Annotated in this window: 15 protein-coding genes and 1 tRNA gene; 4 read left to right on the plus strand and 12 right to left on the minus strand. The window is 42.2% G+C overall.

What is annotated here, in order from left to right:
* Positions 1-63 precede the first annotated feature (63 nt).
* The 6 genes from NQ560_RS13980 to srtB all read right to left on the minus strand — a co-directional run bounded on the left by NQ560_RS13980 (position 64) and on the right by srtB (position 3,531).
* The gene (locus NQ560_RS13980; RefSeq protein WP_005330796.1) at positions 64-972 is read right to left on the minus strand and encodes a nucleotidyltransferase family protein; all 909 of its coding nucleotides are present in this window, start codon (positions 970-972) and stop codon (positions 64-66) included.
* 228 nt (positions 973-1,200) lie between these two features.
* A complete protein-coding gene (gene rpsR, locus NQ560_RS13985) occupies positions 1,201-1,467 on the minus strand; it encodes a 30S ribosomal protein S18 (protein ID WP_005330794.1) in 267 nt (88 codons plus the stop codon).
* 45 nt (positions 1,468-1,512) lie between these two features.
* The gene (locus tag NQ560_RS13990; protein WP_005330792.1) at positions 1,513-1,977 is read right to left on the minus strand and encodes a single-stranded DNA-binding protein; all 465 of its coding nucleotides are present in this window, start codon (positions 1,975-1,977) and stop codon (positions 1,513-1,515) included.
* A gap of 21 nt (positions 1,978-1,998) precedes the next feature.
* Positions 1,999-2,286 (minus strand): 30S ribosomal protein S6, encoded by a 288-nt coding sequence (gene rpsF, locus NQ560_RS13995; protein WP_005340598.1) that lies wholly within the window; start codon positions 2,284-2,286, stop codon positions 1,999-2,001.
* Positions 2,287-2,414: 128 nt separating this feature from the next.
* A complete protein-coding gene (locus NQ560_RS14000) occupies positions 2,415-2,603 on the minus strand; it encodes a DUF951 domain-containing protein (RefSeq protein ID WP_040015260.1) in 189 nt (62 codons plus the stop codon).
* A gap of 85 nt (positions 2,604-2,688) precedes the next feature.
* A complete protein-coding gene (gene srtB / locus NQ560_RS14005) occupies positions 2,689-3,531 on the minus strand; it encodes a class B sortase (protein WP_005330786.1) in 843 nt (280 codons plus the stop codon).
* Between the two features lie 99 nt (positions 3,532-3,630).
* On the opposite strand from srtB, the gene NQ560_RS14010 reads away from it, so the two are divergent.
* The 3 genes from NQ560_RS14010 to NQ560_RS14020 are packed head-to-tail and all read left to right on the plus strand — an operon-like array spanning position 3,631 to position 5,683.
* A complete protein-coding gene (locus NQ560_RS14010; protein WP_005330784.1) occupies positions 3,631-4,035 on the plus strand; it encodes a hypothetical protein in 405 nt (134 codons plus the stop codon).
* Positions 4,036-4,050: 15 nt separating this feature from the next.
* Positions 4,051-4,911, plus strand: a complete 861-nt coding sequence (locus NQ560_RS14015; protein WP_005330782.1) for a DUF5685 family protein — start codon at positions 4,051-4,053, stop codon at positions 4,909-4,911.
* Complete coding sequence (locus tag NQ560_RS14020; RefSeq protein ID WP_005330780.1) at positions 4,904-5,683, plus strand: J domain-containing protein; 780 nt, start codon at positions 4,904-4,906, stop codon at positions 5,681-5,683. Before NQ560_RS14015 ends, NQ560_RS14020 begins: the two co-directional genes overlap by 8 nt.
* 70 nt (positions 5,684-5,753) lie before the next feature.
* Here NQ560_RS14020 and NQ560_RS14025 read toward each other — a convergent pair whose 3' ends face one another.
* Complete coding sequence (locus tag NQ560_RS14025) at positions 5,754-7,118, minus strand: MATE family efflux transporter (RefSeq protein ID WP_005330778.1); 1,365 nt, start codon at positions 7,116-7,118, stop codon at positions 5,754-5,756.
* Between the two features lie 272 nt (positions 7,119-7,390).
* Here NQ560_RS14025 and NQ560_RS14030 point away from each other — a divergent pair.
* Positions 7,391-7,461: transfer RNA gene (locus NQ560_RS14030), tRNA-Cys, on the plus strand.
* A 338-nt stretch (positions 7,462-7,799) separates the two neighbouring features.
* Here the strand turns inward: NQ560_RS14030 and NQ560_RS14035 are convergent.
* The 5 genes from NQ560_RS14035 to pelF are packed head-to-tail and all read right to left on the minus strand — an operon-like array spanning position 7,800 to position 13,919.
* Complete coding sequence (locus NQ560_RS14035) at positions 7,800-8,471, minus strand: DUF4956 domain-containing protein (protein WP_005330772.1); 672 nt, start codon at positions 8,469-8,471, stop codon at positions 7,800-7,802.
* An 18-nt stretch (positions 8,472-8,489) separates the two neighbouring features.
* Positions 8,490-9,293, minus strand: a complete 804-nt coding sequence (locus NQ560_RS14040) for a polyphosphate polymerase domain-containing protein (protein WP_005330770.1) — start codon at positions 9,291-9,293, stop codon at positions 8,490-8,492.
* The gene (locus NQ560_RS14045) at positions 9,280-11,055 is read right to left on the minus strand and encodes a CotH kinase family protein (RefSeq protein WP_005330768.1); all 1,776 of its coding nucleotides are present in this window, start codon (positions 11,053-11,055) and stop codon (positions 9,280-9,282) included. The genes NQ560_RS14040 and NQ560_RS14045 overlap by 14 nt, the downstream gene beginning before the upstream one ends.
* Positions 11,042-12,514 (minus strand): exopolysaccharide Pel transporter PelG, encoded by a 1,473-nt coding sequence (pelG, locus tag NQ560_RS14050; protein ID WP_005330767.1) that lies wholly within the window; start codon positions 12,512-12,514, stop codon positions 11,042-11,044. Before pelG ends, NQ560_RS14045 begins: the two co-directional genes overlap by 14 nt.
* Positions 12,495-13,919: a GT4 family glycosyltransferase PelF gene (gene pelF / locus NQ560_RS14055; protein WP_040015253.1), complete on the minus strand. Its 1,425-nt coding sequence runs from the start codon at positions 13,917-13,919 to the stop codon at positions 12,495-12,497. The genes pelG and pelF overlap by 20 nt, the downstream gene beginning before the upstream one ends.
* Positions 13,920-13,926: the final 7 nt, after the last annotated feature.

The following is a 13,926-nucleotide window of genomic DNA, read 5'->3' on the forward strand; positions in this document are numbered from 1 at the left end:
TCAAGAAGTTTCATTTTTGTCTTATTATAGCACTTCCCAATTGCTTCGGCAACTTTACATATTTTAAGCCGGGTACAATCCTTCTTCTTCCATCTTGCGGATTGCTTCCATAACAACCGGTTTGTCTTCTTTGTATGTAACTCCATACCATTTGTCTGCTGATTTCAGAACTGCAACTGTCGCACGATTCTCTCCTAACAGGTCGCTGACTACTCCCGGCAGATAATATTCACATTTCATAGGGTTCTCTTTCAGTCCCTTCTCAAGGAATGCCGGGAATCCTTTCTCGATCTCATCAAGAATACTTTTTGAGAATCCCCACATATTCATAGAAACCGTTGTGTCATCGTCTAGATGTGTCCATGTAGCACCGTCATCTTCTGTAAATGCTATTCCGTTCTCATGATGCTCAATACGTGTTCTTTCACGAATTCCGATCAGTTCCCCAGCCTCGTTCATCTCACACACACCACGGGATACATATCCATTTTCTGTAACAGTGTTGCAAAGCTTGTAGCCTACCATAGTGTAACGGAACTTATCATCATCTTCATGGCTATTCAGATAATCATAAATGAGCTGGAATGCCTCTCTTCCATAATAATCATCTGCATTGATAACTGCAAACGGGCCATCGATCATGTCCTTACAGCTATAAACGGCGTGTGCTGTTCCCCATGGTTTCACACGTCCTTCCGGCACCTGAAAACCTGCCGGAATATTATTGATTTCCTGATATGCATAAGACACTTCCATGTATTCTGACACACGGTCACCAACTGCCTCGCGGAATAAGTCTTCCTGCTCTTTCTTAATGATAAAAATTACCTTCTCAAATCCAGCGCGTTTTGCATCAAAGATGGAAAAATCCATAATGATGCGTCCTTTCGCATCCACCGGATCAATCTGTTTCAGTCCACCGTAACGGCTTCCCATTCCTGCCGCCATAATTACTAATACTGGTTTCTTCATAATTTATTACATACCTCCTGTTTGAACTTTCGTAATTACGATATTCTTTTTGACATAACAATACCCACTTACAGAAATCATACCATACTTTTGAAGTCACGTCTATTTGTATATATTTCTGTCAGAAGCTTTTTGTATAATACTTTTTTGCATAGTAAAAAATAAAATTTTCTACTATGCAAAAACCGCCACATCCTTATGGATGTGACGGCAAATATTAACTACTGATTAATCCTGCACGTATGGCATTAATGCAACGTGACGAGCTCTCTTGATTGCTACTGTAAGAGCTCTCTGATGTTTTGCACAGTTTCCTGTAATTCTTCTTGGAAGGATTTTTCCTCTCTCAGAAACATACTTTCTTAACTTTGCTACATCTTTGTAATCGATCTCGTTATTCTCTTTACCACAGAATACGCATACTTTTTTTCTTCTGCGTCCTGGATTTCTTCTTTTGAATCCGCCCTCTGGACGAGCTGCTTTATCGTAAGCCATTTTATTTGCCTCCTAATACTTTGAATCTTCTAAATTCAACGAACCTTAGTTAAATGGGAGTTCTTCATCAATTCCATCTGGAATATTCATGAAGCCGTCACCTGCATCAGCTGCCGGCGTCGGAGCCGGTGCCTGCTGGAAACCACCTGCATGGGAAAAACTTCCCGCGTTGGCATCACTTGTAGCTTTGCTCTCAGCAAATTCCTGTTCTTCCACTACAACGTCTGTTGTATATACCTTCTGTCCATCTTTGTTCGTGTAGCTTCCTGTCTGGATACGTCCGGTCACAACAACCTTCAGTCCCTGACGAAAATACTTCTCAGCGAACTCAGCGTTTCGTCCAAACGCAACGCAACCGATGAAGTCAGCAGTCTGTTCATCACCATTACGTTTGAATCTTCTGTCTACTGCCAACGTATATCTCGCAATTGCCAGAGAATTCTCTCCACCCTGTGAATATCTCACTTCTGGATCTCTGGTCAGGCGTCCCATCAAAATAACTTTATTCATATAATTACCTCTTCTTCCTGATTATGCTTCCTGTCTTACGCATAAATATCTGATGACATTGTCCATAATGCGGATTCTCTGCTCGATCTCGCCTGGAACATCAGCCTCAGCATCGAAGTGGATGAAGTAGTAATATGCTTCTTTCATTTTCTGAATCTCGTAAGCTAATCTCTTCTTACCGCTCTCATCAACGTCAGAGATCTTGCCACCGAAACGCTCTACTAAAGCCTTTACTTTCTCGATAACCTGAGCTCTCTCGTCATCTTCGATTTTTGCACTGACAACAACAGCTAATTCATACTTATTCATGTCGTCCTGCACCTCCTTCTGGTCTTTTGGCCCCCGCCCGCTTATGTGGGAGCAAGGAATTCCACCCTTAAATGGGCAGAAAAATATTGTATCACGGTTATCTACTATATCATATAAGATTCCCGATTTCAAGCCTTTTTCTTCAAATCTTTTGTATTTTTTTCGACCAGTTTCCGTCCTGTCATAATCTGATGTCCGCATCCCATGCATTTCAATCGGAAATCCGCACCTACACGTAATATCTCCCACTCTTTGCTTCCACAAGGATGTGGTTTTTTCAGTGTTACTATGTCGCCGACTTCATAATTATATCCCATGCTGTCCCCTCCCTTGTAATCTGCCGGGTCTTCAACTTTTTCTATTTTCTGTTCCATTATACTGTTCAGACATTTCTTAAATAAATTACTTTGTCTGTCCCATTTGATTTTCTTGTTCTTTTACTCCAATCACTACAAATCGGTGCTCGTCGCTGGCGCTTGTACATGTTGATAGTGTCACAACTGAATCTGCAGTCGTCACTTCCACACCCGTATCATAAATCGCGATCCGCTTCGTCATATCCAGGTAAGACCGATATGCTTCGTCGTTCTCGAAGCCTGTCAGATACACATCGTCTGTATCCTTGACTGTCGCCGCACTGTAAATATGATATACAATCTCTCTTCCGTCCGGCGTGTAAATGTAAAAATACGGGTTTGCTTCCCAGAAAGATTTATCTTTATATTCATCTAACTTTCGAAACATAGAACCGTCCTTCATACGATGCCCATATATGATTGAATTACGATCATTGAAATTTGCATTATTGTCCGCATTCAAAAAAATCGTTCCAAGTGTATTATCATTTTCCGAAAATGTTTTGTGTAAATATTTTTCATTATCCGTTGTCTGAACAATCGGATAATTAATAATTGATGGCTCCGGGTAAAAACGGATCCACCCGACTGTATCCGGATTGATTCCTTTTAATTCATCAAAATCAACAGAAAAGCCTTTTTCCGGCTCACTGTCTTCTTTATTGATTGCAATGCTCTGAATCTTCTTATATTCATCACGGCCTTTTGCATAACCTCCGACAATCTTCACAAGTTGAAAGGCTGAAACGCAAAATACAGCCAGTGCCACGATCAGGATGATATTGGATAACATGCCGGCTTTCTTTTTCTTTTCTCTGCGGCCACGATGTGGTCTTCTTCTATTCTTACTCATACGCTGCTCCTTTTCTATTCCTCTATAGTAGCACATCTGCGTTACCTGCTTCAATTATTTTATAATTTTTTAATTTGCAGTTTATTGACTTTCTTTTGCCTGCGCGTATGATATTTACATAGGAGGACGATACTGATGAAAGAAAAATTACAACGCTTTATGTATGGAAGATATGGATTAGATTCCTTTGGGAAATTTACAATTATAGTCTCTTTAGTACTGATGCTTTTGGCGAACTTTGTACCTGCAAGACTGGGAAGTGTATTATCCCTGCTGTGCTGGGCACTTTTGATCTACACATATTTCCGTATGTTCTCAAGACAAACTTATAAACGTGCCTGTGAGAACCAGGCTTATCTGGCAAAAACAGCGAAAGTTCGACATTTCTTCGCCTCACAGAAAAGTATAATGGCACAGAGGAAGACACATCACATTTACAAATGTCCGACTTGTAAACAGAAAATACGTGTACCAAAAGGCAAAGGCCGTATTGAAATCCGCTGTCCGAAATGTAACACAACATTTATCAAGAAGAGCTAAGTAAAGGGGCTTTTTATGTTTGGATATATTGCAATCAACAAAGCTGAAATGAAATTCAAAGACTACGATGTGTACCAGGCGTACTATTGTGGTCTTTGTCGTCGTCTGAAAGAATGTTACGGAAAGCGTGGTCAACTGACACTGTCCTACGACATGACATTTCTCATTGTCCTGCTCACCGGGCTTTACGAACCAAAGACTATAACCGGTGAGATTCGCTGCATTGCGCACCCGCTTGAAAAACATCCGACAAAAATCAACGAATATACAGATTATGCAGCTTCCATGAATCTCATTCTTTCCTATTATAAATGTAAGGACGACTGGACCGATGAGCGAAAGAAAAAAGGATATATTGCTGCAAAAGCGCTGGAGCCGAAGATCAAAAAGATTGAAAGTAATTACCCGGAAAAAGTCCGGCTGATCCACTCAAAATTAGAAGAAATCAATCAATATGAAAAAAAAGGTGAGACAAATCTTGACCTTATGGCAGGACTTTTCGGTGATATCATGGCTGAAATCTTTGCCTGGGAACCAGATGCATGGGAATTATCTCTTCGAAAAATCGGATTCTTCCTTGGCAAATTCATTTACCTCATGGACGCCTATGAAGATGTAGAAAAGGATATTGAAAATAACAGCTACAATCCGCTAAAGGAAGCATTTTTGCAAAAAACTCCAGAACAGTTCGCCACAGAATGCCGCACTCTTCTGACCATGATGATGGCCGAATGTTCCAGAGAATTTGAACAGCTTCCGATTCTGCTTCACGCAGATATTTTAAGAAACATCTTGTATTCCGGGGTGTGGTGCAGGTATACTATGGTTACGTCCAAACGATATGAAAACCAGAATAAGGAGAACAATCATGAATGATCCATACAGCGTCCTTGGCATTTCCCGCGGCGCTACTGATGACGAAATAAAAAAAGCATACCGGGCACTAAGCCGAAAATATCACCCGGATGCAAATATCAATAACCCGAATAAAGATCAGGCAGAAGCCAAATTCAAAGAAGTCCAGCAGGCTTACCAGCAGATTATGCATGAACGCGAATACGGCACTACCGGTTCCTATGGAAATGGTTACGGAAGCTCTTCCGGCGGTTACGACGGAAATAATCCTAATGGCGGCTACGGTGACTTTGGAGGATTTGACTTCGGCGGATTTGACTTTGGAGGATTCGGAAACTTCCGCGGTTACTCCGGTCAGTATCAGCAGAGACGATCCGGCGCGACCAGTAACGAAGGTGACCTTCATATGCAGGCCGCTGCCAATTTCATTAATAATGGCCGCTATCAGGAAGCAATCAATGTTCTAAACGGAATTGATAACAAGACTGCGCAATGGTATTACTACAGTGCCATCGCTAACTCTGGTATCGGCAATAACGTCATTGCCCTACAGCATGCACGCGAAGCAGCTCGTATGGAACCGAACAATATACAGTACACCACCCTCGTACAACGACTGGAAAATGGCGGAAACTGGTACCGCCAGCAACAAGGGCCTTACCAGACAACCTTCTCAAGCAGCGGCGACTGGTGCGTAAAACTATGTATCGCCAACCTCGTCTGTAACCTATGCTGCGGCGGAAGCGGACTCTGCTGTGGTGGAAGCGGAATGAACGGCGGACATTACATATAGAATAATAATTGGGGACGTAGTAAACCTTCAAGGTTCTACGTCCCCATCATTGATTTAGGGTGTCCCTTTTTTACTTTTCTATTTTTTTCAATGCTTTCTTAAACCGGTTACTGAACAGGATCATGGTGAATGTTACTGCGAAGAAATCGGCGATTGGTTCTGCCAGATATACTCCCATAGTTCGATCTGCACTCCAGATGTGTGGAACAATATAAATCAGTGGAATCAACAGTACGAATTTCCTCATTACTGCTACAATAATGGATTCTGGTGCGCAGCCAAGAGAGGTAAATCCCATCTGGCATGCGATCTGGATTCCAAACATAAACATTGCTGCCATATATACACGAAGTGCTGTCTTGCCAAATGCAAGCAGTGCTGCGTCTGATGTGAACATGCTGACGAAAATCTGTGGAAAAAGTTCTACACATAACCACAGAATCACTGCATATCCAACGCTTACCTTTAACAGCAGGCGAAATGTTCCCCGAACGCGGTCTACATTTTTTGCTCCATAATTATAGCTGAGTATCGGCTGTGCTCCCTGTCCAAGTCCCTGTAGTGGCAGCATCGCAAACTGCATTACACTGGTCAGGATCGTCATGGCTCCAACTGCAATATCCCCGCCATATTTTAACAAAGATGAGTTGAAGCACACCGTGATAATACTTTCACTCGCCTGCATAATAAATGTTGCGAGTCCCAGCGCAAGACTTGGTAATATAATTCTTGCTTCCAGCTTCATATTCTTTCTTTGTATCTTTAAAAATGTCTTCTTTCCAAATAAGAAGCTGACGACCCAGATACAGGAGCATGCCTGTGATATGATTGTTGCAAGCGCTGCGCCTCGCACGCCCATATGTAATCCAAAGATAAAAATCGGGTCAAGCACAATGTTGATCACTGCACCAATCAGCACAGATAACATTCCTGTCTTTGCAAATCCCTGCGCAGTGATAAATGCATTTAACCCAAGTGTCAACTGCACAAAAATCGTTCCCACTGCATAAATGTTCATGTAGGCTGCCGCATATGAAATCGTATTCTCACTGGCTCCAAATGCCAGTAGAAATGTGCGATTGCCAAGAAGCAGCACAATTGTCAGCACGATTGCCACCAAAATCTGTGTTGCGAAGCAGTTGCCAAGTGTCTTCTCCGCATCTTCCTTATTATTCTGTCCCATATAAATAGACGCTCTCGGCGCGCCACCATTTCCTACCAGCACTGCAAATGCTGACACGATCATAATAAGCGGCATACACACGCCGACACCCGTAAGAGCCAAAGCTCCTACCTTCGGGATATGACCGATGTAAATTCGATCCACCACGTTGTACAGCATGTTAATAAGCTGCGCTGCCAGCGTTGGGATTGCCAGCCGGAGCAGAAGCTTTCCAATCGGTTCTGTCCCTAAGAAATCTTTATCTTTTTCCATAATTTTCACACCTTTTATTCGTAATAATAACGTTGGAGAAAAGTCCAACCATAATGTCAAAAGACTGCCTCGTGACATCAATATTACAAATTATACTATCTGTAACGCCATTGTCAATAACGTCAAATTATGAAATTTTTCGAAAGTCTTTTTGCCGATAATTTTAATGATAATCCTGACTACTTCAAATTGATTCGAATTTTCGAAATATTTTTTCATTTTGGGGTTGACGAAACCGGAAATCTTTGTTATTCTAAATAAGCATTCGATATGGCGCCATAGCCAAGTGGTAAGGCAAAGGTCTGCAACACCTCTATCACCAGTTCAAATCTGGTTGGCGCCTCTAAAAAAGAAACCTTGATTACAAGGTTTCTTTTTTTTGCGTGTATGGCAGGAATAAATAAGACTTCCATAAGATTTCCTTAAGAAATTTTCGATTTCTTTAAGACCACGCACATACTTTAGACACATTTCCTCTGTATACTTAATGACAGATAGTTGAGAGAGACATCCATCAATATCAACTATCTCCCCCTCATAAAGTGCAAAACGCACTTAACTCTCATTCCTTTAGATAACTATAAAAACAACGGCAAGAAGCCCACAGGTCGCATGACCCGTGGGCTTCTTACGTTGCCAAGCATACGACAAAAAGGTCCGGTGGACCTTTTTTAGTTACCTTTATCCGTGATATTCGCCATTATACTGAATCAGCGTTACATCATCCACATTTTCAATCTTACGGATTTTTTCCGTAAAGTCCATCTGATTCTGTCTGCAGAATACTTCAACTGCCATCTCTGTCTTTTCTTTCCGCATCGTCTTTGATTTGATAAAATAACGAATTTTTCCAAAGTTGCGTATGATTTCATCTCCGGCATCATCTCCGGTATAATGAATTACTACAATATAAATCTTCCCATTCTGCTGTCTGTGATAAAACAAATAAATCATAACAATCATGATCACTGCCGCCAGTACCGCAAGCACATACATACCTGCACCGGCTGTAATTCCTGTCGTTATCGCCCAAAACAGATAAAGAAGATCCATCGGGTCTTTGACTGCTGTACGAAAACGTACAATAGATAATGCACCAACCATACCAAGGGAAATCACAATATTCGTACTGATTGCCAGTGTGACCATACATGTAAGAACCGTCATTCCTACAAGTGTGATTGCAAAGCTTCTGGAAAAAATCACTCCTACGTAAAATTTTCGATAGACCAAGTAGATTACTCCGCCAAGGAGCAACGCTATGGCAAGTGCCGTAAGCATTCCCGGAACATCGAATTTATCGAATACACCGGATTCCAGTACTGATTTTTTTATTACATCCTGTACACTCATTCGTTTTTCTCCTGTATTTTAATTTTCTGCCCAATATTCAAATCCATTCAGATACCGGGTCTTTTCATAACACAATACGTATTTTGATACTGCTGTAAACTCTGCTGACTGCGGTGGCAGAAGATCTCGTATGATTTGCGGAAGCAGCTCTGTAAATTTCACTTCCATTACAAGCTTTCCAGGCTCCAGAACCGGCAGTGTAGCAAGTGTCGGATCGAATATATCATACCCTCCCACAGCTGCCCGCACGTCGCAGTCAAACGTAATCCTCACCGTTCCTGTATCCATGATCCACGGCACCCGGTCATAATCTACAATAGTCCGAGGCCTCATCATATTACTGACACATTCAATATAAAACTCCCTGCACAGAGAATATGGACTGTGCAGCAAAAATTCATATTCCCCCTCCAGGATTTTTTCCACCTCTTCTCTCGTAAGTGGTGCGCTTTCCTTGTAAATGTAACTGCCGAATTTCTTTTTTCGCTCCAGCTTGATGGAACGGTCGCTGTAATCATAGATTCGGATCCGGTACTTTTTACGCATCAGTACGCCGGATTCTTTCTCCTCATAAGCACTGTTCCAATAATCATCAAAGTACAGGCTCCGGATCATATAGCCCCCATCTGAAGCATGTGGATCTTTTTTCAGTAAATGTTTCATACGGAGTTCCAATAATTCCTTCTCACTCGTGCTGATCAAATATTTCCATTCATTCCGAAAATGTTCTGCCGTTCCGGCATGCTCCGGTAGCTCAGCATTTTTTAACAGCTTCATATGTTCTGCAATCCTGGCATGACTGATATTCTTAATTTTCTTCATAAATATCTTCCTCAATACGTTGGTCTGCTGTCACATAGAAGCATTTCATACCATAATTCTTGCCATTGTCGGTTACATAATAATCAAATGCGTCCTGTGTCTTTCCAGATGAATCAGTTGCACGTACCCGTACAAAGTACTGGCCTGCTGCCGGAACACTTGTCTGTACTTCCGGAACTGCCACTCCTTCCTGCCGGAAGATCACATTCTGGAACTGGTAGTCTGTCGCAAGTTCTACGGTATAAGTAATATCTTCAGCATCAAAATCATAAGACACATCCCAGTTCAGATTCAGCGCATTATCCTGAATAGCCGGGGTTCCAATGTAGAATGGCTGTGGTTTTTCCAGACTTTCCAGATACAATTCATAGTTCTTCTCCACTTCTTCCGGAATTCCTGCTTCCACTGTATCATACTGGGACTGTGTCAGAGGCGCATTCATTTGATCCGGCATGGAATAAAGATATGGTCTCACCACATTTTCATACTGGCTGATCATCGTGCTCAACCGTTCTTCGCTGAGATAATCCTTCATCTCAATTATTGCCTTATCTAATTCTTTCCGAAATGAATCTGATTTCAGACATCTCTGGAACAGTACATTTCCCCAGTAATTACTGACTCCACACTCCCAGCTGCCCTGGTCGGACCAGCCGCGGAGCCCGTATTCCGATCGCATGAAAAATCCATCATTGTCCCAGTCGATAAAATACCATGTATCTGAATTTTGCGGACTGTACAGATACATATTCCGGCTCTGAGTATCCACATTTCCAGTCAGAATCTGGAACGCCATCCAATATACGATATTTTCCTCGTCAAAATACTGTTCCAGCACCTGATTAATAGGGATCGAATAATCATTTACTGCATCCAGCATATGAATCAGCTTTGTGTGGTCGGAATCACCTTTAATCTCCAGCCGCTCTTCAAATGCTTCCTGGTTATATCCCGGATCGTCTGTCGTTTTGATCACATCTTCTTCCCGGTAAAACTCAAAGAAATTGACTTTATAAAGCTGACCTTTTGAATCCAGACCATGCGTCTTAAGCGCTGTCTTATTCAACTGTTCCACCTGCGTGTAAAGGCCATAATCCTGAAAGGCATCGGAACTTCCATCTGTGTTATCTTTGACATACAAATGTACGAACTGCGTGCGAAGTCCCATCATCTGAGGAATGCCCTTGATCAAATCGTAAGCCATCTTATTGCGGAAACGCATTCCTTCTCCTTGATGCTTATTCAGGTTGATGACCCGCTGTCCACGCCACGTTCCTTTATTCTTTTTTAACTCAATCTTATAATTTTTCTGCGCATTACTGCTGGAGGTCTGTCCGCGGATCTGAACCGTTGCATTGGGAACTTCTTCTGCATATCCCACATTTCCACTGGTCGGTCCATTCTCATCCCCGACTTGTAAAAGTCCTGCCACCTGATAACGGTCCACTCCCATATTTTCATAATCTTCTACTGAATAGCTATTGATCTCACTCCAGGAGTGATCTGTATTCTCTGAAGCATTTCCCCTGGAGACAGTAAGATACATCGTCACTACACTGGTCTCATCATCGTCTGCATACAGCGTGTCCTTATCCCTTAGATGCACACTGTTAATATCTTCTTTCTCCGCCTTTTTCACTGTCTGCGTTTCTGTCTTAATGCCAGAGGTTGCTTCTTCTTTTTTCTCTGAACAACCGCCCGCACAAAGTGATAAAGCAAGCGACAGTACACATACTGCCGATATGAGTCTATTTCTTTTCACCTGGGTCTTCTCCTCCTTCTAGTTTTTCTTCCAAAAAAGTCCCCAATCGTGTAAATCGTCCTGACTTATCTTCCTCTACAATTGGCTGAACACTTAATATGTAGTAAGGAAGCCGTTGGGTAAAATATCCGAGCCGCAAAGCAGTAATCAGGAAAAACACTGCACTTCCCAGCAAAAATCCAAATCCATAATACACCTGTGGAAATAGTAGTGACAATAGGGTAAATACGGTTGTACACCCGGCAAATGCTGCGGACGCTGCAAATGCCCCTTTATAATCCGTAAAATATAACAATAAAAGAAGCATGGTATTGGCAATTGCATAGATTCCATAGCCGACACACAAGGTCCGGAAATACCCTTCCATCAGATCATTAAATCCGAGAGGCAGATATTTTAATAAAATCCCTCCGATGGAAATAGCAAGCGCCGTTGTCAGCAGTTGTTTTACCGCCGTGTACTTCAACTCCATATTCAGCACTTCCCGCATTTCATTTCCTGCCTGCATAATATCCTTAATCGCACCTTTATCGTTGAACAGGCTGTAATAATTACGATACTTTGGATAGAAATTCACTTCTACCGAAACGACAAAGTTTACTGTCGTGATCAGAATCGTAAGAAATGCGATCAATGCCGGCACATCATGGTACGGCGCTCCGTAAAATAATCCTTTCACCTGCACCCCAAGTGGTCCTGCCCACATAATCACTAGGTGGGTAAACAATCCCAGATTCACAAATAATCCAGTAAATGCCAGTGGCTGAAATTCATCTACCCACCGCAGAAATAAAAATGCACTGGTATCACTAGATGGAAAATACCGGTACAAAAGCACCACGTCCCATAGAAGCATGATCCCATAACCGACACAGACTGCAATCATCAATGCTTCTATATGTGGCATACCGATGATAAGCAATAAAAATCCAACGACAAAAGAAACAACAAGTGCTGCACTAAATGACAGTAGAATCCCTTTGTAATCTTTGATTGCGGTCAGGTAACTCATAGCATTCCAGGTTACGATCAATTCACCAAACAACCCAAAACACAACAGTTTATCCACAAGTCCCACACCGGAAAAGATTAAAAATATTCCGTACAGAATTCCTCCGGCTATTAACATAATTCCAGTAGAACCCCAAAAAGAAGGAAGAATTGCCTCAAGCTTCTCTTCATATAACATATCTGCCAGAAATCTGGTCACGACCATAGAAAGAAAACTGGTCACAGTCAGGGAAGCCAGTAACGAGTATGTAACCATACAGATCAACAGTTCCCTCTCAAATCTCGTTCCACCCGTCTGATTGCACAGGAACATGATTCCAAGAAGCAGTACGATTCCAAGGATCATCGGTCCGGCGCAGATAATACCGGCATATCCGTAAGCTCTTGCGGTTGCAGCAAGACCACTCTTTTTAAACAGCTTTTTCAGTTCAAATCCGATTCCAGCCATAAGCAGTCTCCACCTCCCCGTACAATTTTTTATATTCCTTCATCATCCTTTCGTGGCGGTAATATTTATTTACACGGTTCTGTCCGTTTGCTCCCATACGAAGTCTTAAGCTTCTGGATTCACACATCTTATCCATAGCAGCTGCGAGTCCCTGCCGGTACATCGGCGGCACACAGTACCCTGCCGGTCCAAAAAAATCTCCTTCTTTTCCTTCCAAAAGCTCTCTGCAGCATCCTACATCCGTTGTTACACATGGTCTTCTTGCCGCCAGTGATTCAAGAACCGACAACGGCTGTCCTTCCGAGATACTGGTCAGAATCGTAAAATCCAGTTTTTCCATATATTTTACAATATCAACTCGTCCTGTAAAAATAACATTTTCAAGCTTTAATTGTTTCACAAGCGTGTAACATTCCTGGGCATATTCTTCATCATCCACACCACCCATGATATGTAATCTTACATTTTTCCGCCTTGCACATAGTTCAAAAAAAGCATAGATCATTGTCTTGATATCTTTAATCGGTGCCATTCTGACCACTGCCCCAATATCTACCTGACCATCCTCTTCTTTCAGCGGAATCTGGGACAGGCGCTCATAATTAATTCCATTTTCAATCACTCTGCATTTCTTCTCATCGCAGCCCATCTGTATCTGTGTCCGCATGGCATTCGTAAACAGCGCCGTAACCTGAAATGCCCGGCTGTATATAATGTCCGACAGCATATAGAAAAATGAAATCCACTGCTTTTTGTATGTAGCCATGACCCATTTTGCCCGGATAATCTCTTCTTCTCGCTCTCTTGTGTAAATCCCATGCTCTGTAAGAAGCACTTTTTTCTGATAAACATAACCGCCAAGACATGCCAGCATGCCGCCATAACCAGTACAGATCGCATGGTAGACATCTGCCTGTGGCACTTCACTTCCAAGAAGATACAGTACCGGAAGCAGCATAGACCGCATCGTGTGAAATGCATCTGCAAACGCAGTATACGGATATTTCTCCAGACAGCTTTTTTCCAGAATCTCCAGGAATTCTTCACTTTTTAAAAATGACATTGGATTGATCTTCTTATCGTGATACAAGCGAAACAGTACTTCCCAGTCCGGTCTCCCACAATCCATCAGCTCACGAAGGCTGTCTTGTTCTTCCCTGGTAAATATATGTAGAAGTTTCCCGGTATCTTTCACATGCAAAGCATCATCTAAGAATACTTCCTTTACTTCCACCACATTTTCCGGGAGTTCATACACAAACTTTCCTTTATCTTCGGCATGTGCTCCAATGACCCACAAGACAAATTCATGCTCTTTCATCTCTTTGATATACTGATGCATCCATGTGGATACACCTCCGTGCACATATGGATAACACCCTTCCAAAATCAAACAAATTCTCAACGTAATG

This window comes from Dorea formicigenerans (genome assembly GCF_025150245.1).
In the GTDB taxonomy this organism is placed as follows: Bacteria; Bacillota; Clostridia; order Lachnospirales; family Lachnospiraceae; genus Dorea; species Dorea formicigenerans.